Origin of the sequence: Methylobacterium brachiatum, assembly GCF_020523825.1 — a bacterium.
In the GTDB taxonomy this organism is placed as follows: Bacteria; Pseudomonadota; Alphaproteobacteria; order Rhizobiales; family Beijerinckiaceae; genus Methylobacterium; species Methylobacterium brachiatum.
On the sequence record NZ_JAJALK010000001.1, the window covers coordinates 667,580 to 691,042 of the forward strand.

Below are 23,463 nucleotides of genomic sequence, written 5' to 3' on the forward strand. Positions count from 1 at the left end.
GTCAGGTCAGATGCCGTGCCCAATCCTGGCGGCCGTGCAGGACGCGGACGATCAGGATGCCGTCCGCCTGCTCGACATACGCGACGACATGGGCGCGGTAGGGATACAGCCGCACCGGCCGCACGAAGTCATCCCGGAGGCGAGCCATCAGCGGGTTCTCGGCCAGCAGGATGAACAGGGCCTTCAACCCTGCATAGTACCGCTCGGCCCGGTCGCGGCCGAAGGTGGCGGAACCGGACACATAAAGCTCGATGAGATCCCGGTCCGCCTGCCGCGTCGTCCGGATGGTCACCGATTCTGGGTAACCCGCACGCGCTCCCGGGCCTCGGCCAGGACATCATCCAGCGACCGCTCACTGACGCCACTGTCGAACCCTTCGGCAATCAGCGTCTGAAGCTGCGCAAGGCCGTCAATCTTTTCCTGATCGCGGCGGATCAGATCGCGGACATAGTCGCTGGCACTGCCAAAGCGCCCGGTCTCGGCCTGAGCCTCGACCCAGTCCTTCATCGCCTCAGGCAACGACACGTTCAGAGTCACCATGCCGAACGGCCTCCATCGTCGCGCAGCATGACAAAGATTTTGACCGGATACCATTCCGACTCAGCTTGGCAGCCAGCGAGACGTCGAACCGATCATCCTTGCACCAGGGTGCTGCGCAACATAAATCAATCCGCGATCACGGATAAGTTTCGATGCCGCTGGCCCGCCACGCTCTCACGGTCCCGGAAGCCGCCTTCGTCACCCAGTCCAGCGTGCGCGGGGTGAACAGCGAGATCGATGCCGGGATCGTCGCGGGGCGCGGGCAAACCGTCCGTGAGATCGGCAGCGCCGATCTGCTCTACCTCGCCGCCGTGCGCGATCTGCGCGTCGATCTGGCCCCGGCCCTGCGGCAACGCCTGCGCGATGCGATCGTGGCGGCTCATGAAGCGCAGGGGAACACCGCCCGGATCGGTCATCTCAGCGTCGCCCTCGACGCCGTGGAGGCCGAACTCGCCGATCGACTGCGGATCCTCCATCAGCTGCGCGACGAGGCGATCGAGCAGAACACCGAGGTCCTGGGCGGCGAGCCGGTTCTGCGCGGAACGCGGATCCCGGCCCGGCACGTCGCCGACATGGTCCGGCAAGGGACCTCTCCGGAGACGCTGGCCGAGGAATTCGACCTGACGCCCGATCAGGTCTCCGCTGCCATCCTCTTCGACCGCGTCAGCCCGCGCCAGGGCCGCCCGCCCCGGAAGGCGCGCCGCGTTGTACCTGCTCCTTGACGAGTGCTGCCCGAAATCCCTGATCGGCATCGCGGACGGGTTGGGCCACACCGCGCAGCGGACCCTCGCCATCGCCGAACTCGGCCGCCAGGCGACGGATGCAGCGATCTTCGCCTTCGCATGCGAGGCCCGCGCGATCGTGGTCACGGTGAACGCGGGCGATTTTCTGGCCCTGGCCGCGCGGGTGCCGGATCATCCGGGGCTGGTCCTGCTGCCCTCGTTGCCGCCGGGCGAGACCGGCCAGCTGTTCCGAAAGGTCCTCAGGGCTGCGGACGAGGCGCTGCGGAAGCCGGGTGGCGTGATCCGGATCAACCGCGCCGGCCGCCGTCACCGCTCCGGAGCGTCATAGATCCGGGGGCACCTCACCCGACCCGCTCCACCAGAGCCGCCACCCACACCAGCAGAGCCGCCATCTGCGCCATGAAGGTGCCGGCCGAGGCGAGGTCCTTCACGGTGCCGATCATCGGGTGGTGGTCCGGGTGGACGTGGTCGCAGAGCTTCTCCACCGCGGTGTTGAGGAACTCGGCAGCCAGCATCAGCAGCAGGCTCACCATCAGGGCGACCCGGACCCACAGGGTCGCGCCGAGGAGGAGGGCCACCGGTACGCCGAGCGCCAGCAGCATCAGTTCCTGCCGCACGGCCCGCTCGGTGCGGGCACCGTGGCGCAGGCCGCGCCAGGAATTGAGGAAGGCGAGGACCAGGGCGTTCATCGGGCCGCGCCCTCCGGCACCGACCGGCTGATCCATTTGGCGAGCAGCGGCCCGGTGAGCAGCACCACGAACAGGCGCAGGGTCTGCACGGCCAGGACGAAGGACACGTCCGCCTTCGAGCCGACCGCGATGATCGCAACCGAATCGAGGCCGCCCGGGCTCGTGGCCAGCACGGCGGTGAGCAGGTCGATCGGCAGCAGGAAGGTCAGGCCCCAGCCCCAGGCGGCGCAGAGCGCGATCACCGAGAAGGTCGCCGCCAGGATGCCGGGCAGCGCCGAGAGGGTGAGCCGCAGGGTCTCGCGGGTGAAGCGCAGGCCGACATAGATGCCGATGCAGGCATAGGCGAGTTCGAGGATCGTCACCGGCAGAGACATCCGCACCAGGCCGCTGGCATGGAGCAGGCTGCCGAGCACCATCGGGCCGACCTGCGCGCCCGCCGGGATCCGCAGGGCCAGGGCCGCGCCGGCCCCGACCACCGCGACCGCCAGCGTGGCGAGCAGCGAGAGCGGACCGGTCACCTCGACCGCGCCGGCGGCGGCGCCCGGAACCGGCGCCTCCATCAGGAAGCGGGCGGCGAGCGAGGCCGAGAACACCACCGCGGCGACGCGGACATATTGCATGAAGGCGACGAGGCGCGGATCCGCGCCGAAATCCTCGGCCATCGCCACCATGGCGGACGCGCCGCCGGGGGACGACCCCCAGGCCGCCGTGGTGCCGGGCAGGACCCGCAGCCGGGTCAGGACCCAGCCGACGAGCCCGCTCGCCGCCACCGTCACCAGCACGACCGCCACGATCAGCGGCCCGTCATCCAACAGGGTCTGGGCGATCTGCCCGGTCACCGCGTGGGCCACCAGGCAGCCGATCATCGCCTGCGCGGCGTTGAAGGCGAAGCGCGGCACGTGCAGCCGGGAGCCGGCGACCCCGAAGGCGATCGCCGCGATCATCGGGCCGAGCAGCAGCGCTGCGGGGAAGCCCGCCTGCAGCAGGCCATACGAGACGGCTGCCGACGCGACGGCGAGGGCGGCCCATAGGCCGAGGGTGCGGGAGGAGGGCAAGGCGACCGGTGGGGATTCACCCGCACTGATTGCCGGGCGTGAGGGCCGCTACACCGCAATATGGGCCCTGTCACGGCAAAGATTCGTTTTGGGAATGCCGATGTCAGGGTCGGCAAGGTCCGGTGTTCGCGTGGGGTTGCGTGAACCCGTTTCTCTCAAGCTGAAGCATTTCGACCGCTTCGGGCTCGCCCCATAGCTTATCCCACCCCCCCTCATCCTGAGGTGCCGAAGCGAAGCGGAGGCCTCGAAGGAGGCCTCCAGCCGGCCGCCCGATCCCTGGAGGGCTCCTTCGAGGCTCGCTGCCCTCGCGCCTCAGGATGAGGGAATTGGATTGGAAGGGTGCCGATCAGGAACGGCCTTACGGTCCCTTTCTGATGTCTCCAAAAGCCGCATCCAGCCGGCCACTTGCCGCCGCGAGCGCGGAGCGGCGATCGGCCAGCCAGGTCCGGTCGGCGTCGAGGCGCGTCCGGGCGGAAGCGAGCATGCGCCGGACCTCCGCGGGTTGCGGGCCGCCGAGTCCCTTGGCGGCCTCGATCATGCCGCGGGCCGACAGGGCGGCCCGGAACCGGGCCTCGTCGAGGGGCAGGTCCGGCGTCAGCCCCGAGCCGGCCGCGGCCTCCGCGTAGATCCGCTTCACCTCGGCGAAAGGCAGGTCGGCCGGGCGCAGATCGTGGCTGCGGCCGTAGCTGACTAGCTCGGAGGCGAAATGGTGCCCCAGCCGGAACGGCACGTCGGCCTCGCGCTGGAGCGTGTCGGCGAGCTCCGTGGTGGTGGAATAATCCGCCGCAACCTCGTCGGCGGCCCGGTCGCGGTCGATCACCAGCCCGTCGAGCACGCGGGCCCAGCGCCGGCAGGTCTCGGCCGCCTCGGAGACCGTCCGGCCCGGCGGCTCGGCCTGGTTGCGCTTGTAGTCCGGCATACCGGACTCGACGTTGTGGGCCATGATGACGAAGGCCTGCGCGGCACCGACCACGTCGCTGGCCTTCATGCGCAGGCTGTAGAGCGCCACCGGATTGCGCTTCTGCGGCATGATGCTGCTCGGGCCGGTCAGTGCGCCCTCGCGCAGCAGGATCCATGGCCGGGTCTGGTGATACTGCGCGTAGAGATCCTGCGCGAAGCTGCCGGCCGTGGTGGCGAGGTTGGCGGACAGGTCGGTCAGCTCGAGGCCGAGATCCATCGGGGCGAGCTGGCCGGCATCGTAGCTGTTCTCCACCGGCGCATCGAAGCCCAGCAGCCCGGCGAGGCGGGCGCGATCGACCGGGAAGCTCGAGGTGCCGAGCGCCGCGGCGCCCAGCGGCGACAGGTTCACGCGCGCCCAGCTCTCCCGCAGGCGATCGGCGTCGCGGGCCAGCGCCCCGGCATAGCCAAGCAGGTAATGGCCGAGCGTCGTCGGCTGCGCCTGCACGCCGTTGGTGTAGGCGGGGACGATCGTGTCGGCCTCCCGCTCGGCGACGGCCAGCAGGGCGGCGCGGGTCTTGTCCAGGGCCTCGGCGAGGTCGAGCAGCCGGTCCCGCTGGTCGAGCTTCAGCACGGTCGGGATGATGTCCTGCCGGCTGCGGCCGGAATGCATCCGGGTCGCGTCCGGGCCGGCGATCGCGGTGATCAGCGGCTCGATCCGCAGGTAATCATCCGGCCGCTCGGCCCCCGGCTTGGCGGCCTCCGCGGCGACCTGGTCGAGGGCCCGGGCGATCCGCGCCCCGAGATCCCGCGGGACGATGCCGGCCTCCACGGTCATCACCAGGGAAGCGCGGTCGATGGCGTCGATCCGGGCGAAGGTATCTTGGGAGGCGGCGAGGGTCGTCGCGGGGGTGAGGAGGGCGACCAGGGTCGCGATCAGTCTGCGCCGCATGCACGTGCTCCTATGCGCCGCCGTTTCGCGCCGGCGAGGGCATTCTGTTCGATCCGGCGTGTAATCACACATCACAATCCGGCTTGGGGGCGGGGAAGGCGACTATTCGGACGTCTTCGGCATGCCGGCAGCTGCATGAATCACCCCGTCATTCCGGGGCGCCGCAGGCGAGCCCGGAATCCAGATCCGCCGACACTGTACGACCTAGCTCGACCTGTGTTTCTGAATTCCGGGCTCCGCTTCGCGGCCCCGGAATGACGGGGCGGGCCGACGAATGCCGTGCCCCAGAACCCAAACCTAAAAACCTATGCCGCCCCGTCCCGGCAGGCCGCGGTGCCGGCGGGCGCGTGCGCGCGAAAGAACGCCGCGAGGTTCGCGAGGCCCGGGGCGCGGGGGTCGCTCGCCCGCCAGGCCAGCGCGATGGTGCGGCCGGGGCCATCGACATCGAAGGCCCGGGTGACGGTCAGGCCGGTCGGGTCGGGGCCGGGGGGCACGGCGAGCGCCGGCAGCAGGGTGTAGCCGCTCCCGGCCGCCACCATCGAGCGCAGGGTCTCCAGGCTGGTGGCGTGGCGCCCGACCGAGGAGCCCGCACCGCAGGCCGCGATCGCCTGGTCGCGCAGGCAATTGCCTTCGTCGAGGAGCAGCAGGTCCGGCCCGGCGATCTCGGTGGCCGAGAGGGCGCCGCCGCGGGCGAGCGCGTGCTCGGCCGGGCAGGCGAGCCAGAACGGCTCGACGAAGAGCGGCGCCACCGCCAGTCCGACCGGGGGCAGGGGCAGGGAAACCAGGGCGGCGTCGATGCGCCCGTCGCGCAGGCCTTCGACGATCTCGGCGGTGCGCGATTCCGACAGGGACAGCGTCAGCAGCGGGTATTGCTGACGCAGCGGCCGCAGCACCAGCGGAAAGAAGTAGGGGCCGAGCGTCTGGATCGCGGCCAGGACCAGCCGGCCGGTGAGCGGCGAGCCGCGGCCCTCGGTGGCGAGCGCCAAGAGCCGCTGGGCCTCGGCCAGGACGATGCGCGACTGCCGGACGATCCCCTGGCCGGCCTCGGTGAGCAGCACCCGGCGGTTCGAGCGCTCGAACAAGGTGAGCCCGAGGGTCGCTTCCAGCTTACGGACCTGCACGCTCAGGGTCGGCTGGCTGACGTTGCACCGCTCGGCGGCCCGGCCGAAATGGCCCTCATCGGCGACCGCGACGACATATTCCAGGTCGCGAAGTGACAGACCGGCCAGGTTCATAGGCTGCGTCTATCACGGCGTTTGCGACGATGCATTAGCCAAGGGGCCTGGAGCGGTCCATAACCTCGTTGGAACGGTTTCAGTCTGGCGAGTCGGCCCCATATGCCGCTCACGGACTTCACGGAGAGACGAGACGCATGAGCGATCAACGCCCGATCCTGACCACCCGCCAGGGCCATCCGGTCCGCGACAACCAGAGCACCCGCACGGTCGGTGAGCGGGGTCCCGCGACGCTCGAGAATTACCAGTTCATCGAGAAGATCACCCATTTCGACCGTGAGCGGATCCCGGAGCGCGTCGTGCACGCCCGCGGCGCCGGCGCCCACGGCTGGTTCGAGGCCTACGGCAAGATCGGCGACGAGCCGGCTTCCAAGTACACCCGTGCCCGGGTGCTGAACGAGACCGGCGTGAAGACGCCGATGTTCGTGCGCTTCTCCACCGTGGCCGGCGCCAAGGAGAGCCCGGAGACCGAGCGCGACCCGCGCGGCTTCGCGGTGAAGTTCAAGACCGTCGATGGCAACTGGGACCTGGTTGGCAACAACCTCAAGGTGTTCTTCATCCGGGACGCCATCAAGTTCCCCGACATGATCCACGCGTTCAAGCCGGATCCGGTGACCAACCGCCAGGAGGCTTGGCGCTTCTTCGACTTCGTGGCCCAGCACCCCGAGTCGATCCACATGGTGACGCACCTCAAGTCGCCCTGGGGCATTCCCGCCAACTATCGCGAGATGGAAGGCTCGGGCGTCAACACCTACAAGCTGGTCAACGACCAGGGCGAGGCCGTGCTCTGCAAGTTCCATTGGGAGCCGAAGCAGGGTGTCCGCAACCTGACCTCGCAGCAGGCCTCCGAGATCCAGGCCAAGGATGTCGGCCACGCGACCCGCGACCTGTACGACAACATCAAGGCCGGCAACTTCCCCGAGTGGGAATTCTGCGTGCAGATCATGCCGGACGGCCCGAACGAGCACCTGTCGTTCGATCCGCTGGACGACACGAAGCTGTGGCCGGTGGACCAGTTCCCGCTGCTGCCGGTGGGCCGCATGGTGCTCGACCGGGTGCCGGACAACTTCTTCGCCGAGGTCGAGCAGTCGGCCTTCGGCACCGGCGTGCTGGTCGACGGCATCGACTTCTCGGACGACAAGATGCTGCAGGGCCGGACCCTGTCCTACTCGGATACCCAGCGCTACCGCGTCGGCGCCAACTACCTGCAGCTGCCGATCAACGCGCCGCAGCCCGGCGTGAAGGTCTACTCGAACCAGCGGGACGGCCAGATGACCTACACGGTCGACGGGACCGGCCCGAACAAGCACATCAACTACGAGCCCTCGACCCTGGCCGAGGGCCTGCGCGAGGCCCCGAAGCCGGCCAAGGACTACCACCAGCCGGTGCAGGGCCAGCTCGGCCGCTACCAGACCTCGCGTACCGAGGACGACTACACCCAGGCCGGCGTCCGGTACCGCTCGTTCCAGGATTGGGAGCGCGAGGACCTGATCGCCAACCTCGTGGCCGATATGAAGCAGTGCCCCGAGCCGATCCAGCTGCGGATGGTCTGGCACTTCTGGCACGCGGACGAGGATTACGGCCGCCGCGTCGCCGAGGGTGCGGGCATCGATCTGGAGAAGGCCAAGGCCCTGCCGCCGCTGCCGGGCCGCGCCGCCCCGCACAAGCGCCTGCAGGCCGAGACCTACACCGACGGCTCCCAGGCCCACCGGGTCGCCGCGGAGTAAGTTTTTTACGCAGCGCCGAACCGGCCTGGACTGAATGAAGGCCCCGCGGGTGCGAACCCGCGGGGCCTTTCTTTTGGCCGCATCGCGAAGCGCCGTCCCCGCTCAAGGGCAACGGCGGCGGACGTGCCCCCGGCCGAGATAGGTCTGGGTCACCGGATCGTAGGTCCTGAAGCGGCGGGCGCAGGCCGCCACCGCGGCCGCGAGATCGGCCGGGTCCGTCTCGACCACGGGCGGCACGTCGGCGGGCGCCACGTAGACCGGGCGCCGGTAGACCCGCGGCGCGTAGACATAGGCGTCGTCGTAAAACGGATCGCCGAGATCGCCCCATAGGGTGACCCAGGCCGAAGCCGAGACCGAAGCCCGCGAGCCCGTAGCCGTAATAATCGTCGTACCAGGGGCGATAGATATAGGGACGTCGGAACGCGAAGCCGGGCCGGTGGCCCCGCCAGCCGACGATGGCCGGGCCCGGCCGGACCGGCCCGAGGGGCCGTCCCCAGGCGCCGACCCGGGTCCCGATCCCGCCGTGGAAGCCGGGCCCGAACCCGCGCGCCTCGGCGCCCACAATCGTCAGTGGAAGCGCAATGATCGCAGCTGCTACCAGTAGAAGCGAAGACTTGTCGATACGTGCCATGCCGTTCACCCGAAGCAACGCGCCGGTCCCGCGCAGAAGCGGACTCGGCGCAATAGTTCGGGTTATCCCGGCCCGGCCGCTTCTCGCGTCAAGAGTTCTCGGCGCACCTGTCAGGCCACGCGAACTTCACTGTCGCGCGGACAGGCAATTGACGAGGGAAGGGCTGCTCTGCGGCGTCCGCCGCCTCGATCAGCGGCCGCCGGCCGGCAGCGGCGGCTGAAGCGGCGCGCTGCCCGGATCCGGCGCGGCGGCGCTGACCTTGCGGTCGCGGCCGGCGGCCTGCCCGACCAGGATCGCCGCGATGGCGATGGTGACGAACAGGGCGCCCGGCAGCCCCCAGCCGCCGGTCGCCTCGTGGGCGAGCCCGAAGGCGAGGGGGCCGAGGCAGGCGCCGGTATAGCCGATGCCCTGCGCCATGGCCGACAGCCCGGCGGCGCTGGCGGCATCCGCGGCGCGCAGGACGATCAGGGTCAGCCCCAGGCCGAAGCAGCCGCCGATGCCGAAGCCGAGCGCGCAGGCGGCGGGGATGCGCAGAGCCTCGGAGCCGTAGGCGAGCACCAGGAAGGATGCCGCCGTGAGCCCCGGAATGGCGACGATCCAGGCCCGCTGGTCCCGCGCCCGAGCGGCCAGCATGGCAGTGAGCAGCGCGCCGGGCGCCTGGATCAGCGTCATCAGCGAGGCGTAGAGGCCGGCATCGAGCGCCGAGAGGCCGCGCGCCTGGAGCAGCAGCGGCAGCCAGCCGAACAGGGTGTAGGCGAGCGAGGATTGCAGGCCCATGAAGCCCGTGACCCACCAGGCGAGCGGATCGCGCAGGAGACGTCCGGCGGACGGCGCCCGGGTCGAGGCCGTGCGGCGGGCGAACGGGATCCACAGGAAGGCGGCCACCAGCGCCGGCAATGCCCAGACAGCCAGCGCCGAGGGCCATCCGCCGCCGAGCGCGTGCTCCACCGGCACGGCGGCGCCCGCGCCCGCGGCCGCGCCGAGGCACAGGGTCATGGTGTAGAGGCCGGTCATCAGGCCGCCGCTACCGGCGAAGTCGCGCTTCACCAGGGCCGGCAGGAGCACGTTGTCGAGCCCGATCCCGATGGCGGCGAGCGCCGTCCCGACGAAGAGGGGCCCGAGGCCGCCGAGCCCGCGCAGGGTCAGGCCTGCGGCGAGGATCGTGGCGCCCACGAGCACGGCGAGATCGGGCCCGATCCGGCGGATCAGCGGCGCCGCCAGGGCGCAGGCGATGCCGAGGCACAGGACCGGCAGGGTGGTGAGGATCGCGGCGCCCCCCGCGCTGAGACCGGTGCTCTCCCGGATCGTCGCCAGCAGCGGGCCGATCGTGCTCAGCGCCGGGCGCAGGTTGAACGCCACCAGCATCAGCGCGAGCCCCAGCAGGATCCGGCCCGGGGCCGTACGCTCGGGGCTCATGCCCGCCGCCGGGCCGTGAGGGCGCCGCCCAGGCAGGCGGCCAGCATCAGCGCGAAGGCGGCGTCGCCGAGCTGCCCGTACAGGGTGCCGCCGACGATTCGGGCGGGCAGGTCGGCATCGAGCCAGCTTTCCTGATCGAGCTCGGTCCGGGCGACGATCCGGCCATGGGGGTCGATCACGGCGGAGATCCCGGTATTGGCGTCGCGCACCAGCGGCAGGCCCTCCTCGACGGCCCGCAGCCGGGCCTGCGCCAGGTGCTGGCGCGGGCCCGGCGTGTCGCCGAACCAGGCATCGTTGGTGACGTTCAGGATCAGCCCAGGCGGCCGCGGCACGGAGGCGGCATTGGCCGGAAGGATCGCGTGCGGAAAAATCGCCTCGTAGCAGATCGTGGCCGCCACCGGGGGCAGGCCCGGCACCGCCAGGATCCGCTGGGCCGCCAGGGTGCCGGCCGAGAAGCCGCCGGGGATCGCCACGAACTGGCGCAGGCCGAGCGCACGCAGCGCGGCGTCGAGGGGGGCCGGCAGGTACTCGCCGAACGGGACGAGATGGACCTTGTCGTAGGTGTCGGAGATCACGCCGTCCGGCCCGATCACCATGACGGCGTTGAAGTAGCGCAGGCGCTCGCCCGGCAGGGGCTCTTCGGCCCGGGCCGCACCGGTGACGAGCTGCTGCCCGGGCTTGAGGCCCGCCGCCACCTTGGCCAGGGCGTCGGGATCGCGCTGGATCAGGAACGGGAAGGCCGATTCCGGCCAGACGATATGGGTCGGCTCGGGCGCGCCGGCCTCGGTCGGGCGCTGGCTCAGCTCGATGTAGCGGTCGACGATGTCGGCGCGGTTCTCGGGCCGGAACTTGGCATCCTGCGGCAGGTTCGGCTGGACGAGGCGCAGGCGGACGCCCGCCACCACCGGATCGGGCGGCCCGAGGCGCACGGCCCCGTAGAGCGCCATGCCGATCAGCACGATCGCGGCGGCGGCGCTTGGCCCGAACCGGCTGCGCGGATGCGAGCCGGTGGCGAGGGTCGCCGGGGCGGCGCAGATCAGCACCGCCAGCACGGTCAAGCCGTAGAGGCCGATCACGGCGCCCCATTGCATCAGCCAGAGGTTCTGGGCGAGCGCCATCCCGAGGGTGTTCCAGGGGAAGCCCGTGAACAGGTGGCCGCGCAGCCACTCGGCGGCGCCGATCCCGAAGGCGAGGGCGGCGATCCGGGCGGGGCCGCGCAGCCAGAGCAGGCCAGCGGCGCCGAACCCGGCGCCGTAGAACAGGCCGAGCGCGAAAGGCAGGCCGACGACGCCAAGCGGCATCGCCCAGAGGAACTCGTCGGCCTCCACCAGGAAGGCCTGTCCGAGCCACCACAGGCCGGCGGTGAGGTAGCCGAAGCCCCAGGCCCAGCCGACCACGAAACAGGGCCAGAGGCGCCGCGGGGCGGTCCGGTCCGCGGCCGCCCCGTCCATCAGCCAGACCGCCACCGACAGGGAGACGGTCAGGGCCGGCAGGAACCCGTAGGGCGGCATCGCCAGCGCGCCCAGCGCGCCGGCGAGCCAGGCGAGGCCGAGCCGGCGCCAGCCCTTCAGCCGGGCGATCGCCCGCACGAAGCCCGAGGCGGGGCGGCCGAGCGGGCTGCTCGGGGCGGCCACGTCCCGGGCGTGCCCCACGGTCAGGACCGCCACGCAGCACCCGTCACGCGAAGATCCTCATGGATGCGGCGTCTCGGGCACCGGCGCCGGGGTGGGCGGGGGCAGGGCCAGCGGCACCACGGTGCTGATCCGCGCCGCGCCCTTGTGGAAACGCAGCCGCTTCAGGCGGCGGGGATCGGCGTCGAGCACCTCGAATTCGAGGTTGCCCGGCCCGGCGATGAGCTCGCCCCGGGACGGTACCCGGCCGGCCAGGGTGACGATCATGCCGCCCAGCGTATCGATCTCCTCGGCCATGTCGCCGACCGCGGCCACGAGGTCGACGCCGGTGGCCTCGGAGACCTCGGCGAGGGGCGTGCGGGCATCGGCCACGAACACCTCGTCCTCGCCGTCGACCCGCTGGACCTGTTTGGCCTCGGTGACGTCGTGCTCGTCCTCGATGTCGCCGACCACGACCTCGATCAGGTCCTCGATGGAGATCAGCCCGTCGGTGCCGCCATACTCGTCGATGACCAGGGCCATGTGGGTGCGCGTCGCCTGCATCCGCACCAGCAGGTCGATGGCCGGCATGGACGGGGGCACGAACAGGACCGGCCGCTGGATGCGGGCGGCCGCGAGCGTGGTGGTGAGGTCGACCTTGCCGAGGTCGAGGGACCTGTGCATCCGGGTGGGCGGGCGCCGGGTGGTGCGCGGCGTGACGGTGGCGTCGGCCTCGCCCTCGGCGGGCGTGGCGGGCCGGACCGCGGATGCCGCGCTGCGCCGGGCAGGCTCGGCCTTGGCGGCGATGTGGTCGACCAGATCGCGGATGTGGACCATGCCGCGGGGGTCGTCCAGCGTCTCGCCATAGACCGGCAGGCGGGAATGGCCGGCGCTGCGGAACAGCTTGAGCAGATCGCCGAGATTGGTATCGTTCGAGACCGCGACAATGTCGGCCCGAGGGACCATCACGTCGTCGACCCGCACCTTGTGCAGGCCGAGCACGTTCTTGAGCATCACCCGCTCGAGGGGGGTGAGACCGCTCTCGCCGGCATCGGGCTCGGCGAGCGCCTCCTCAAGCCCCTCGCGCAGCGAATCGCGCGGCTTGAGATGGAGCGCCTGCAACAGGCGGTCGTACCAAGGGTCCCGGGTCTGGGACTCGCCCTCGGTGGAACTGGGCGCGGCCAGGGCCGCGCCGCGACTTCGATCGTTGCTCATGTCTCTCGGATCTGGGGGCGGTGGGGAATCGGCCGCTCAGGCATAGGGATCTGGAATGCCCAGGGTCGCGAGGGCCGCGACTTCGAGCGCCTCCATGGCCTCGGCCTCGGCCTCGCCGTTCTCGTGGTCCTGACCGAGACAATGCAGGGTGCCATGGACGAGGAGGTGCGCGAGGTGATTCTGGAGCGGCTTCGACTGCTCGGCACTCTCGCGCACTAGGGTCTCGTAGGCAAGGACCACGTCGCCGAGCGGCAGCGCGGCGCCCGCATGCCGGGGCTGCGGGGCGGCCGGGAAGGACAGCACGTTGGTGGGCTTATCCTTGTTGCGCCAGGTGCGGTTGAGCTCCTGGACGGTGGCGTCGTCGGTCAGCATGACGCTGACCTCCACGGGCCCGTCCGGCGGCTCGGGGGCGGCGGCCAGCCCGGCCTCGACGGCGCGGATCACCAGCGATTCGAGGTCCGGGATCGCGGTTTCCCAGCGCGCGTCCTCGACCGTGAGGTCGATGTCGTGGGGCGTGCTCACGCCAGCGGCCGGCGCCGGGGGTTGGGATTGCGGTCGGCATCGCCGTCGCCGTGCGCGGCGCGCTCGTAGGCGGTGACGATCCGGCGCACGAGGTCGTGACGGACCACGTCCACGTCCTTGAAGGTCACCCGGCCGATCCCCTCGACGCCGTCGAGGACGTTCACCGCCTCCACGAGGCCGGATTTCTGGCCCGGCGGCAGGTCGACCTGGCTGGGGTCGCCGGTGATGATCATGCGCGAGCCCTCGCCGAGGCGGGTCAGGAACATCTTCATCTGCATGGAGGTGGTGTTCTGCGCCTCGTCGAGGAGCACCACCGCGTTGGTCAGCGTGCGCCCGCGCATGAAGGCGAGCGGCGCGATCTCGATGATCCCGGTCTGCAACCCGCGGTCGACGTGGCGCGCCTCCATGAAATCGTAGAGGGCGTCGTAGATCGGGCGCAGATACGGATCGACCTTGTCGCGCATGTCGCCGGGCAGGAAGCCCAGGCGCTCCCCGGCCTCCACCGCGGGACGGGACAGAATCAGGCGCTCGGCATGGCCCTGCTCGAGCAGCGAGACCGCGTGGCCGACCGCGAGCCAGGTCTTGCCGGTGCCGGCCGGGCCTTCCGCGAAGACCAGCTCGTTGGTCCGCAGCAGCTTGATGTACTGATCCTGCGCCTGGTTGCGCGCCCGCACCGCCCCACGCTTGCGCGTGGCGATCTGCTCGAAATGCGGCTTGTCGGCCTCCGCGGCGATGTCCTCGGCGGGGAACAGGGTCGCCTGGGCGGTGGCCTCCCGGATCGCGCCGTCGACATCGCCGAGCGTCAGGGTGCTGCCGCCGGTCCGCACCCGGGCGTAGAGCTTCTGGAACACCCGCCGGGCCTTCTCGGCGGCGTCGGGCGAGCCCTTGATGACGAGGTGGTTGCCGAGCGCGGTGGCGGTGACGTCGAGCCGGCGCTCGATATGGGCGACGTTCTGGTCGTATTGACCGAAGACGAGGCTCGCGAGGCGGTTGTCGTCGAAGGTCAGCGGAACCTCGACCGTCTCGTCCGATCCGGGCGGCCTCGCCGCCGGCCCGCGGCCCCGCAGGGCGCCGCGCACGCCAGACCCGTCCGACGCGCTCAACCTGTGATCCTCACCGCCATCCCCATCGATACGATCCTCACGCCGCCACGGCCTCCGAGGCAAGCTGCCCGAACAGGCTGTTGGTTCCGGCCCGGACGATCCGGACCGGCACGACCGACCCGATATGGTGGGGCGGCGCGTCGAACTGCACAGCCAGAAGGTGCGGCGTCTTGCCCGCGACCTGGCCGGGATGCCGCCCCGCCTTCTCGACCAGGACGTCGAAGACCTGGCCGACCGCGGCCCGCTGATAGGCGTAGCGCTGCTCGTCCAGCAGCGCCTGCAGCTCGGCGAGCCGCTCGGCCATCACCGAATCGGGGACCATGTCGGCGCGCTCGGCCGCCGGGGTGCCGGGGCGGGGGCTATACTTGAACGAGAACGCGCTCTCGAAGCCGATCTCGCGCACCAGGTTCAGGGTGTCGGCGAAGTCGGCGTCGGTCTCGCCTGGGAAGCCGACGATGAAGTCGGAGGACAGCGCGACGTCCGGCCGGGCGGCGCGCACCCGGTCGATCAGGCTGCGATACACGTCGCGCGTGTGCTTGCGGTTCATGGCGGCGAGGATCCGGTCCGAGCCCGACTGCACCGGCAGGTGCAGGTAGGGCATCAGGGCCGGCACCTCGGCATGGGCGCGCACCAGCGCGTCGTCGAAATCGTTGGGGTGGCTCGTGGTGTAGCGGATCCGCGCGAGGCCGGGGATCTTCGCGACCGCCCGGATGAGATCCGCCAGCCCGACCGGGGCGCCGTCGGGCCCGAGCCCGTGATAGCCATTGACGTTCTGGCCGATCAGCGTGAGCTCGCGGGCGCCGCCCTGCGCGAGCTTCTCGGCCTCCGCCAGCACCGCCGACACGGGGCGCGAGACCTCGGCACCCCGGGTATAGGGCACCACGCAGAAGGCGCAGAACTTGTCGCAGCCCTCCTGCACGGTGAGGAACGCGGTCGGCCCGGAGGTGCGGCGCCGGGGCAGATGGGTGAACTTGTCCTCGACCGGGAATTCGGTGTCGACCACCCGGCGCTCGCGGGAGCGGGCCAGGAGGTCGGGCAGGCGGTGATAGCTCTGGGGTCCGACCACCACGTCGACGGCGGGCTGCCGGGCCTGGATCTCGGCGCCCTCGGCCTGGGCGACGCATCCGGCGACGACGATCCGGGTGTCGAGGCCGCGGGCCTCCCGCTCGCCCTTGAGCACCCGCAGGCGGCCGAGCTCGGAATAGACCTTCTCGGCGGCCTTCTCGCGGATGTGGCAGGTGTTGAGGACGACGACGTCGGCCTCCTCCACCGAATCGGTCGGCGTGAACCCTTCAGCGCCCAGCACGTCGGCCATGCGGGCCGCGTCGTAGGCGTTCATCTGGCAACCGTAGGATTTGACGAAGGCCTTCTTCAACGCGTGCCGCCCTAAACCGTCCGCTCGTCCGATGTGCCGGCGCCGATCCTGCGCGGATCGGCCGGCCGCAGGCCTGTAGCATGGATCGCGCGGATCGTCGCGACGCCTTCGGGCCGCGGAAGCCCCACGAGAAACGCCGGACCGCCCGGTAGGTGGGGCAATCCGGCGTGGGGTTCGACAGGGGCGGCGGGGGTTGCCCGCCACCCGTTCAGTGGGCGACCGGAGCGGCGGCCGGGACGGCGAGCACCATGTCCTGGAAGAACGGCACGTAGGCCTGGAGCATTACGAACAGGCCGACCAGGCAGGCCAGCGCGATCGAGTGCCAGAACACGAAGCGCAGGATCGTGCCCTCCTGACCGAAATAGCCGGTGGCCGTGGAGGCGACGACGATCGACTGCGCGTCGATCATCTTGCCCATCACGCCGCCCGACGAGTTCGCCGCCGCCATCAAGACGCCCGACAGGCCGAGCTGCTCGGCGGTGATCCGCTGCAGCCCGCCGAACAGGACGTTCGAGGCCGTGTCCGACCCGGTCAGCGCGACGCCGAGCCAGCCGAGCAGCGTGCCGAAGAACGGGTACAGGATGCCGGTGCCCGCGAAGGCGAGGCCCAGCGTGGCGTCGACGCCGGCGTAGCGGGTGAGCACGCCGAGCGCGAGCATCGCCGCGATGGTGATCAGCGAGAAGCGCAGCGCCCAGATCGTCTCGATATAGGCGGTGACGAGGCGCAGCGGCGAGAACCGCATGATCAGCCCGGAGATGATCGCCGCGATCAGCACCCCGGTCCCGGTGTAGGACATGTAGGTGAACAGGAAGACCGCGCCCTCGGGCACCGGCTTGGCCACCACCGGCGGCACCTTCATGATCGCGTTGTGCAGGCCCGGCACCTCGTATTTCCAGGTGAAGAGCGGGTTCACGATGCCCTTGAACCAGCCGGTGCCCCAGATCGCGACGACCACCGAGAGGATGATCCACGGCAGCCAGGCCAGCAGGATATCGCGCTGCGAGGCCGTGCGCGTGCCGATATGCACGGGGGGCGTGCCGGGAACGCCGGCGCCGAGCGGCGACGGGCGCGGGGCCGCCAGGGCCAGGGACGGATCGTGGCCGCGCAGGGCCGGCGATGTCCAGATCTCCCGCGGCTGCCAGACCTTCAGGAACAGCACGAGGGCGAGCATCGACGCGATCGAGGCGCCGATATCGACGATCCACGGATTGACGTAGTTCGAGATCAGGAACTGCGCGGCCGCGAAGGATCCGGCGCAGACCAGGATCGGCGGCCAGACCCGGACCATGCCGCGGAAGCCCGCGAACACCCAGATCAGCCAGAACGGCACGATCAGCGAGAACAGCGGCAGCTGCCGGCCGATCATCGCGCCCAGGATCTCCGGCGGGTAGCCGGTGACCGAGGCCAGGCCCTGGATCGGCGCGCCGAGCGCCCCGAAGGCCACCGGCGCGGTGTTGGCGATTAGCGACAGGCCCGAGGCCGCGAGCGGCGAGAAGCCCAGCCCGATCAAAATCGCCCCGGTGACGGCCACCGGCGTGCCGAACCCGCCCGCGCCCTCGAAGAAGGCGCCGAACGCGAAGGCCACCAGCAGGAGCTGCAGGCGCCGGTCGGCGGTGATGCCGGCCACCGATTGCTGCAGCACCGAGAACCAGCCCTTCTCCACCGTCAGCCGGTAGAGGAAGATGACGTTGAGGATGATCCAGCCGATCGGGAAGAAGCCCGTGACCATCCCGAGGATGGCAGCCCGGGACGCCAGCCCGGCCGGCATGCCGAAGCCCACGATGGCGACCAGCAGGGCGAGGCCCAGCGCGATGACGGCGGCGATATGAGCTTTCACGCGCCCGCTCGCGATCATGGCGAGCAGGGCGATCACCGGGACAGAGGCGGCCAGCGTCGAGAGCCATGGGCTCCCGAACGGATCATAGACCTGGTTCCAGGGTTGCAACGGGCGTCCTCCGATACCCCGACTTCACGGGTTTCGGCCTAGCTATCAGAGGCCCACCAGCCGCTCAACTCACATGCATCATGTATTCATGGGGTGGTTTTACCGGGTCGTCGCGGTCGGGACTCGATCCGTCCGCGGCATGATTGCGCGGGCCGCGCAGCGACCCAACGCGGCGGCGGACGGCCGGATGCAGCACGTCACCGGGTCGCTTGGCGGCGCGCAAGGACGGGGGAACCGGTCGGGTCCGGCGCCCCGAGGCGCCTCAGACCGTGGCGATCTCGGATCCGCCGAGATCGAGCCCGGGTGGGGCCGGCCGGGCACCGAGCGACGGCTGGGCCTCGCCGCGACCGGTGCGGATGCCCGTCAGGGCGGCGCGCACCTCGGCCTCCGCGGCCGCGGTCGCGACCTTCCGGTCGGTGGTCGCCTCGAAGGTGATCGGCTTGCCCCAGACCACCTGGACGTCGATCGGGCCGCCCTGCACGAAGGTCGCGAGATGCGGCGCCAGGTCCATGTCGCCGTACCAGGCGATCTCGGACCGTTCGGAGCGCACCACCGGCAGGCCGTTGCGCCGGGGATAGGCGATCGCCAGCGGCTGGAGGCGCACACGGCCCCGTCCGGCCTCGGCCTGCAGGGCGGCCCGCGCCGCGCCAACCAGCGCCGAGCGGAACGGCAGAAGCCGGTTGCCGTCGCCGGTGGTCCCCTCCGCGAACAGCACCACCAACTCGCCTTCGGCCAGGCGATGGCCCATCGCGGTGCTCACCGTGGCGGTGGCACCGCGGCGCTGCCGGTCGATGTAGATCGTGCGCTGGAGCGCCGCGAGCGCGTTGATCACCGGCCAGCTGGCGATCTCCGATTTCGCCACGAAGGAGAGCGGGCGCAGCGAGCCGATCACCACGATGTCCAGCCACGACACGTGGTTCGACAGCACCAGGGCCGCCTCGCCGGGATCCGGCGGCGTCCCGGACTGCGTCACCCGGACGGAGAACAGCCACAGGAAGAGGCGATGGAACAGGATCGGCGCCACGGTCGTGCGGCGGCCGAGCAGCCGCATCGCGATCCAGTGCGGCGGCGCCAGCACCAGGAAGGCGAGGGCGAGCAGAGCGCAGCGCCCGATGAGGCCGAGGCGGCTCACGCCGTTACAGGTCGGCGCTCATGGTCAGCGCGGTCGCCCGGCTGCCGTCGGCCTTGAGATAGTATCCGGTGCGCTCGCCGACCTTGCGGAAGCCGTGGCGGGCGTAGAGCTTGAGCGCGGGAACGTTGCCCTCGTCGACCTCCAGATGGACCCGGCTGATCCCGGCATGCGCCAGGCTGGACAGGTGCTCGCGCAGCAGCCGGCGACTATGCCCGCCGCCGCGAAGCGCCGGGGACAGCACCACGGTCAGGATCTCGGCCTCGTCGGCGGCGCGGCGCGACAGGACGAAGCCCTGGAGCGTCCCGGCCCGCCACAGGGCATGGGCCTGCGTCGAGCGCTCGCACAGCATGCGCTCGAACTCGTGGGCCTCCCAGGGCCGGGCGAAGGCGGTGGCGTGCAGCCGGGCGAGCGCCGGCGCCTGCGCGGCGTCGGCGAGCGGTGCCACGTAGGGCTCGGGGGTGAGGGCGTCCCACCAGGCGGCCCACCAGTCGAGGGGCCAGAACGGGAGGGGACGCGTCATTGCCGCGCGATCCTGGCATGGTCCTGGGGCCGCGCATCGGGCCCGCGGAGGTAGAGCGGACGCGGCAGGGCCTGGGCCGGGTCGGCCACGAGACCGAGCGAGGCCACGGCGGTGATCTCGGGTGCGCCGAGGCCGACGACGCGCGCCGCGACCCCGCGGGCGGCCAGGGCGGAAGCCACCAGGGTTGCGCCCGAGCCGGTGAGCACCACGGGGCCCGATCCCAGCCGTTCCGCGGCCGTCTCCACCGGGAGGTGGGCCGGCGCGAGCCCGTCGCTCGAGCCGAGCGCCTGTACGTAGACGGCACCGTGCCGGGCATCGATCGCGGCGGCGATCACGCCCTCCACGGAGTCCGCCAGCAGCGGCGCGAGCAGGGCCGAGAGGGTGCCGACGCCGACGACCGGCTTGCCGGTGGCGAGGCCGATGGCCCGGGCCGCCGAGAGGCCGACCCGCAGCCCGGTATAGCTACCGGGTCCCACCGTCACGGCGATGCGGTCGATCGACTCGAAGCCGCCCTCGACCCGGGCGATCACCCGCTCGATCAGCGGTAGCAGTGCCTCGGCATGGCCGCGCACCATCGGCAGCGACTCGGCCGAAAGCGGCGCGTCGGCATCGTCCGCGGCGACGCAGGCGGCGCACAGGTCCAGCGCTGTGTCGATGGCTAGGATACGCACGCCCACTCCCGAATGCCGGACCGGACCGACGACCGCTCCCATTCTGCCCCGAAGGGCACGAAGACCCTAGCGTTAGAACAAAACCGCCGCCCCGTCAGCGCGGGGCGGCGGAGAGAACCGCGTTGGCGGTGAAGTGTTGCCGGCTTGCGCCGGTCTGCAGCTCCTAAGGGGCCTCAGGCCGCCCGGACCACCGAGAGGAATGCGCGGACCTCGGCGTTCAGCCGCTCGGATTGCCGGGACAACGCGGAGGCCGAATCCAGCACCAGGGTGGCCGCCGAACCGGTCGCCTCGGACGCCTGCGCCACACCGACGATGTTATGCGTCACCTCGCCGGTCCCGCTCGCCGCCTGCGCGACGTTGCGGACGATCTCCTGGGTCGCGGCGCTCTGTTCCTCGACCGCGGCGGCGATGCTGGTGGCCACGCCGTTGATCTCGCGGATCAGACCCACGATCGAGCCGATCGCCGAGGCCGCCTGGCCGGTGGCGCCCTGGACCCGGCCGATCTGCGCGGCGATCTCGTCGGTGGCCTTGGCGGTCTGCTCCGCCAGCTCCTTCACTTCGGCCGCGACCACGGCGAAACCGCGCCCGGCCTCGCCGGCGCGGGCCGCCTCGATGGTGGCGTTGAGCGCGAGCAGGTTGGTCTGGCTGGCAATCGACGCGATCAGGCCGACCACGTCGCCGATCCGCGCCACGGCGGCGCTCAGCTCCTGCATCAGCACGCCGGTCTGGTCGGCCTGACCCACCGTCCTCTGGGCCAGGTCGGACGCGCCCTCGACCTGGCGGCCGATCTCGCCGATCGAGACCCCGAGCTCCTCGGCCGCCGCCGCTACGGTGTTGACGTTGGCTGCCGCCTCTTCGGCCGCGGCGGCCACCGCACTGGTCTGGCCGGCGGTCTCGGTCGCGGTGCCGGTGAGGGTCTGCGCCGTGGTCTGGAGCTCGGTGGCCGAGGTCGCGACCTGGCCGACGATGCCGCCCACCGCCTCCTCGAAACGGTCGGCCAGCTCGGCCATCGCGCGCCGCTGCTGCTGCGCCGCGGCCTCGTCGGCCTTGCGCTTGAGATCGGCCTCCTCGGCGGCCTTTCGGGCCATCATCGCCTTGATGCCCTCCACCGCCCGTCCGACCGCGCCGATCTCGTCGCCCCGGCGCGCCTCCGCGATCTCGGCCTCGATCTCGCCCTTGGCCATGCGCTGGAGCACCGCGACCAAGCAGTTGAGCGGCCCGGTGATGCCGAGGGTGGAGACCAGGAGCGAGGAGAGGATGCCGATGACCAGGCCGAAGGCGCCGAAGCCGATCAGGCTGTAGCGGGTCGCGTTCGTTTCGGCGGTGAGGTCGCTCGAGCGCTTGCGCATGTAGGCTTCGATGGAATCGCCGAGCTTGGTCCCCTCGATCCCGAGGGTGGCGAAGATCGGCTCGCTCACCTCGCGCGCCACCTTCAAGGCGGCTTCCTTCTGCCCGGCCACGGCGAGGCGCCGTGCCTCCGACGCCGCCGCCACGAAACGGTTGGTGCGCTCACGCTGCGCCTGGATCGCATCGGAGAAGGCCGGCACCTGCTGTGCGAGATCGGACAGGGTCTTGTCGGCCTGCGCCACGATGACGTCGAACTGCGCGCCCGCCTGGCGGACCTGCTCCGAATCCGTCTCGGCGATCGTCCGGTACATCAGGTAGTTCAGCGTGTTGTTCAGGCGATTGGTCCGCCGCACGTTCGACACGGCCTTCGCCTCCCGGGCGATCAGGTTCGTGTAGATCGCGTCGATCACGACCATGCGGGACTGGGCGAACCAGATGCAGCCGCCCACGATCACCGCGATGATGAGATTGATCGCCAGGAGCTTCGTAACGATGTTCGTGCGGCTGAGGAGGTTCATGCGGAGCCCCGGGAATCGTCCGGCCACGAACAACCCGACGAAACCTTACGTCAAGCCCAGGACGTCGAAACCCACGGATGTCATGACTGCAAGCATTCCGCGCATTCAGTGACCAGGCATTTCTATAATAAGTCCATGCCTACGCGATCATGACCTTATCTTACCTTGTCGTCCGATCATCGTGACGTCGATAGTGCCATCGCGCGATTCACCCGATCGGTGACAAGTCGTGCCGAGCCTCTCGATCAGTTCCCGCGGCGGCGGCGCGAGCCTGGCTCGACCTCACCCTCAGCAAACGAAACGCCGGCGGGCTTGCGGCCGCCGGCGTCGGTCAGATCGGGATCGATGGGGACCGCGTTGGGCCTCAGACGGCCTGGACCTCGCGGATCTCCGGCAGGAAGTGCCGGAACAGGTTCTGCACGCCGTGCCGCAGGGTGGCGGTGGAGGAGGGGCAGCCCGAGCAGGCGCCCTTCATCTCGAGATAGACCACGCCTTCCTTGTAGCCGCGGAAGGTGATGTCGCCGCCATCGCCGGCCACCGCCGGGCGCACCCGGGTCTCCAGCAGGTCCTTGATGGTCACGACCGTATCGTGGTCGGCCTCGTCATAGAACTCGTCCTCGCCATCCTGGTCGTCGAGGCCGCCTTCGGCCATCACGGGGGCGCCGGACTGGAAATGCTCCATGATCGCGCCGAGCACGGCGGGCTTCACCTGAGCCCATTCGGACCCGTCCTCCGCCTTGGTCACGGAGACGAAGTCGTGGCCGAAATAGACGCCGGCGACGCCCGGGACGGCGAACAGCGCGGACGCGAGGGGCGAGCGGTTGGCCGCCTCGGCGTCCCGCGCCTCGAAGGTGGATTCGGGCAGGACGACGCGGCCCGGGAGAAACTTGAGGGTTGCCGGGTTCGGCGTGGCTTCGGTCTGGATGAACATGGTCGGCGAACTCCGCTGCGCCGGTTCAAGGCCGGCCGGGACAGGTGCCGCGAGGCACCGCCTTCCATGTGGACCGGCGAGGGGATTTTCTCAACCGGGGCCGCGCGCCTGGAGAGTGGACATTCGTGCCACGCCCCTTCAGGACGGCGCAAACGGGATGCTGACGGAGCCGGCGGTGGATGTAACCGGAGAAGAGACGCTCGCGCAGGAGTTGCTGAAGGATCTGCGCGCCGCGCAGGCCAAGCTGGAGGCCGCGCGCGAGGACGCGGCGTCGCTGAAGGTGCTGCTCGCCCTGCGCACGCACCAGCACGATCTGGCCTGGCAAGATGCGCAGCGCCTCGCCGCCGAGTTGGAGAGCGCGCGGTCGCGGGCGACCGGCCTCGAAGCCGCGCTGGCCGAGGCCCGGGCCGACGTCACCGCCGCGGAGGCCCTGGCCGAGGCCGAGGAACGCACGGAGGCGGTCCGGGCCGTGCTCGGCGCGGTGCTCGACAGCATCGGCAGCCGTGCCCTCGACCGGCGGCGGTTCCAAGAGATCATCGCCCGGGCCGGGCGCGAGGCGCCGAGCGACGGTCCCGGGGCGGCCCGGCACGCGGTGCTGCTGACCGAGGCGCGGCGGGTTCTGGGCATCTCCGGCTGAGGCGATCTGGCGGCCGGGCCCGCCCGACGGCAGAGGGTTAACCCGCCTTTAA

At 71.0% G+C, this 23,463-nt stretch carries 23 protein-coding genes; 4 read left to right on the plus strand and 19 right to left on the minus strand.

Features of this window, described 5'->3' with window-relative positions; genetic code table 11:
* Position 1: 1 nt before the first annotated feature.
* Positions 2–292: a type II toxin-antitoxin system RelE/ParE family toxin gene (locus LGR69_RS03220; RefSeq protein ID WP_279885119.1), complete on the minus strand. Its 291-nt coding sequence runs from the start codon at positions 290–292 to the stop codon at positions 2–4.
* Entirely contained in the window at positions 289–540 is a 252-nt protein-coding gene (locus LGR69_RS03225; RefSeq protein WP_230365146.1) for a type II toxin-antitoxin system ParD family antitoxin, read from the minus strand. The genes LGR69_RS03220 and LGR69_RS03225 overlap by 4 nt, the downstream gene beginning before the upstream one ends.
* Positions 541–692: 152 nt before the next feature.
* On the opposite strand from LGR69_RS03225, the gene LGR69_RS03230 reads away from it, so the two are divergent.
* Both LGR69_RS03230 and LGR69_RS03235 read left to right on the plus strand, forming a co-directional pair.
* Complete coding sequence (locus LGR69_RS03230) at positions 693–1,262, plus strand: DUF433 domain-containing protein (RefSeq protein WP_091862346.1); 570 nt, start codon at positions 693–695, stop codon at positions 1,260–1,262.
* A complete protein-coding gene (locus tag LGR69_RS03235) occupies positions 1,246–1,611 on the plus strand; it encodes a DUF5615 family PIN-like protein (RefSeq protein WP_230365147.1) in 366 nt (121 codons plus the stop codon). The genes LGR69_RS03230 and LGR69_RS03235 overlap by 17 nt, the downstream gene beginning before the upstream one ends.
* Positions 1,612–1,624: 13 nt before the next feature.
* On the opposite strand, the gene LGR69_RS03240 is transcribed toward LGR69_RS03235, so the two are convergent.
* The 4 genes from LGR69_RS03240 to LGR69_RS03255 all read right to left on the minus strand — a co-directional run bounded on the left by LGR69_RS03240 (position 1,625) and on the right by LGR69_RS03255 (position 6,111).
* Entirely contained in the window at positions 1,625–1,972 is a 348-nt protein-coding gene (locus tag LGR69_RS03240) for a diacylglycerol kinase (RefSeq protein WP_007566598.1), read from the minus strand.
* Positions 1,969–3,027, minus strand: a complete 1,059-nt coding sequence (locus tag LGR69_RS03245) for an AbrB family transcriptional regulator (RefSeq protein ID WP_230365148.1) — start codon at positions 3,025–3,027, stop codon at positions 1,969–1,971. The genes LGR69_RS03240 and LGR69_RS03245 overlap by 4 nt, the downstream gene beginning before the upstream one ends.
* A 358-nt stretch (positions 3,028–3,385) precedes the next feature.
* Positions 3,386–4,876, minus strand: coding sequence for an argininosuccinate lyase (locus tag LGR69_RS03250; protein ID WP_230365149.1), 1,491 nt, complete (start codon positions 4,874–4,876; stop codon positions 3,386–3,388).
* 305 nt (positions 4,877–5,181) lie between these two features.
* A complete protein-coding gene (locus tag LGR69_RS03255) occupies positions 5,182–6,111 on the minus strand; it encodes a LysR substrate-binding domain-containing protein (RefSeq protein WP_230365150.1) in 930 nt (309 codons plus the stop codon).
* Positions 6,112–6,248: 137 nt separating this feature from the next.
* Between LGR69_RS03255 and LGR69_RS03260 the strand changes: the two genes are divergently transcribed.
* Complete coding sequence (locus LGR69_RS03260) at positions 6,249–7,838, plus strand: catalase (protein WP_007566607.1); 1,590 nt, start codon at positions 6,249–6,251, stop codon at positions 7,836–7,838.
* A 102-nt stretch (positions 7,839–7,940) separates the two neighbouring features.
* On the opposite strand, the gene LGR69_RS31995 is transcribed toward LGR69_RS03260, so the two are convergent.
* The 13 genes from LGR69_RS31995 to LGR69_RS03325 all read right to left on the minus strand — a co-directional run bounded on the left by LGR69_RS31995 (position 7,941) and on the right by LGR69_RS03325 (position 22,774).
* Positions 7,941–8,090 (minus strand): BA14K family protein, encoded by a 150-nt coding sequence (locus LGR69_RS31995; RefSeq protein ID WP_230365151.1) that lies wholly within the window; start codon positions 8,088–8,090, stop codon positions 7,941–7,943.
* A gap of 568 nt (positions 8,091–8,658) precedes the next feature.
* A complete protein-coding gene (locus tag LGR69_RS03270) occupies positions 8,659–9,885 on the minus strand; it encodes an MFS transporter (RefSeq protein ID WP_122160542.1) in 1,227 nt (408 codons plus the stop codon).
* Positions 9,882–11,537 carry an apolipoprotein N-acyltransferase gene (gene lnt / locus LGR69_RS03275; RefSeq protein ID WP_370881349.1) on the minus strand — a complete coding sequence of 552 codons (1,656 nt, stop codon included), beginning with the start codon at positions 11,535–11,537 and terminating at the stop codon, positions 9,882–9,884. The genes LGR69_RS03270 and lnt overlap by 4 nt, the downstream gene beginning before the upstream one ends.
* A 39-nt stretch (positions 11,538–11,576) precedes the next feature.
* On the minus strand, positions 11,577–12,710 hold the full coding sequence (locus LGR69_RS03280; RefSeq protein ID WP_230365152.1) for a hemolysin family protein: 1,134 nt from the start codon (positions 12,708–12,710) through the stop codon (positions 11,577–11,579).
* Positions 12,711–12,746: 36 nt separating this feature from the next.
* On the minus strand, positions 12,747–13,232 hold the full coding sequence (gene ybeY / locus LGR69_RS03285) for an rRNA maturation RNase YbeY (RefSeq protein WP_230365153.1): 486 nt from the start codon (positions 13,230–13,232) through the stop codon (positions 12,747–12,749).
* A complete protein-coding gene (locus tag LGR69_RS03290) occupies positions 13,229–14,335 on the minus strand; it encodes a PhoH family protein (RefSeq protein WP_007566619.1) in 1,107 nt (368 codons plus the stop codon). The genes ybeY and LGR69_RS03290 overlap by 4 nt, the downstream gene beginning before the upstream one ends.
* Positions 14,336–14,372: 37 nt before the next feature.
* Complete coding sequence (gene miaB / locus LGR69_RS03295; RefSeq protein WP_230365154.1) at positions 14,373–15,710, minus strand: tRNA (N6-isopentenyl adenosine(37)-C2)-methylthiotransferase MiaB; 1,338 nt, start codon at positions 15,708–15,710, stop codon at positions 14,373–14,375.
* A 208-nt stretch (positions 15,711–15,918) separates the two neighbouring features.
* A complete protein-coding gene (locus tag LGR69_RS03300; protein ID WP_230365155.1) occupies positions 15,919–17,655 on the minus strand; it encodes an L-lactate permease in 1,737 nt (578 codons plus the stop codon).
* A gap of 262 nt (positions 17,656–17,917) precedes the next feature.
* Entirely contained in the window at positions 17,918–18,787 is an 870-nt protein-coding gene (locus LGR69_RS03305; protein WP_230365156.1) for a lysophospholipid acyltransferase family protein, read from the minus strand.
* Positions 18,788–18,791: 4 nt separating this feature from the next.
* Complete coding sequence (locus tag LGR69_RS03310; protein WP_007566627.1) at positions 18,792–19,307, minus strand: GNAT family N-acetyltransferase; 516 nt, start codon at positions 19,305–19,307, stop codon at positions 18,792–18,794.
* A complete protein-coding gene (tsaB, locus tag LGR69_RS03315; RefSeq protein WP_230365157.1) occupies positions 19,304–19,978 on the minus strand; it encodes a tRNA (adenosine(37)-N6)-threonylcarbamoyltransferase complex dimerization subunit type 1 TsaB in 675 nt (224 codons plus the stop codon). Before tsaB ends, LGR69_RS03310 begins: the two co-directional genes overlap by 4 nt.
* Positions 19,979–20,151: 173 nt before the next feature.
* The gene (locus tag LGR69_RS03320; protein ID WP_230365158.1) at positions 20,152–21,843 is read right to left on the minus strand and encodes a methyl-accepting chemotaxis protein; all 1,692 of its coding nucleotides are present in this window, start codon (positions 21,841–21,843) and stop codon (positions 20,152–20,154) included.
* A gap of 364 nt (positions 21,844–22,207) precedes the next feature.
* Positions 22,208–22,774, minus strand: a complete 567-nt coding sequence (locus tag LGR69_RS03325; protein WP_050732597.1) for a NifU family protein — start codon at positions 22,772–22,774, stop codon at positions 22,208–22,210.
* A gap of 175 nt (positions 22,775–22,949) precedes the next feature.
* Between LGR69_RS03325 and LGR69_RS03330 the strand changes: the two genes are divergently transcribed.
* Positions 22,950–23,411 carry an atp-dependent helicase gene (locus LGR69_RS03330; protein WP_370881338.1) on the plus strand — a complete coding sequence of 154 codons (462 nt, stop codon included), beginning with the start codon at positions 22,950–22,952 and terminating at the stop codon, positions 23,409–23,411.
* Positions 23,412–23,463: the final 52 nt, after the last annotated feature.

Coding starts and splice junctions, on each gene's coding strand:
- LGR69_RS03225 (WP_230365146.1), bottom strand. CDS start 540: ATGGTGACTCTGAACGTGTCGTTGCCTGAGGCGATGAAGGACTGGGTC.
- LGR69_RS03260 (WP_007566607.1), top strand. CDS start 6,249: ATGAGCGATCAACGCCCGATCCTGACCACCCGCCAGGGCCATCCGGTC.
- LGR69_RS03310 (WP_007566627.1), bottom strand. CDS start 19,307: ATGACGCGTCCCCTCCCGTTCTGGCCCCTCGACTGGTGGGCCGCCTGG.
- LGR69_RS03270 (WP_122160542.1), bottom strand. CDS start 9,885: ATGAGCCCCGAGCGTACGGCCCCGGGCCGGATCCTGCTGGGGCTCGCG.
- LGR69_RS03255 (WP_230365150.1), bottom strand. CDS start 6,111: ATGAACCTGGCCGGTCTGTCACTTCGCGACCTGGAATATGTCGTCGCG.
- LGR69_RS03230 (WP_091862346.1), top strand. CDS start 693: ATGCCGCTGGCCCGCCACGCTCTCACGGTCCCGGAAGCCGCCTTCGTC.
- LGR69_RS03250 (WP_230365149.1), bottom strand. CDS start 4,876: ATGCGGCGCAGACTGATCGCGACCCTGGTCGCCCTCCTCACCCCCGCG.
- LGR69_RS03240 (WP_007566598.1), bottom strand. CDS start 1,972: ATGAACGCCCTGGTCCTCGCCTTCCTCAATTCCTGGCGCGGCCTGCGC.
- LGR69_RS03325 (WP_050732597.1), bottom strand. CDS start 22,774: ATGTTCATCCAGACCGAAGCCACGCCGAACCCGGCAACCCTCAAGTTT.
- LGR69_RS03320 (WP_230365158.1), bottom strand. CDS start 21,843: ATGAACCTCCTCAGCCGCACGAACATCGTTACGAAGCTCCTGGCGATC.
- LGR69_RS03280 (WP_230365152.1), bottom strand. CDS start 12,710: ATGAGCAACGATCGAAGTCGCGGCGCGGCCCTGGCCGCGCCCAGTTCC.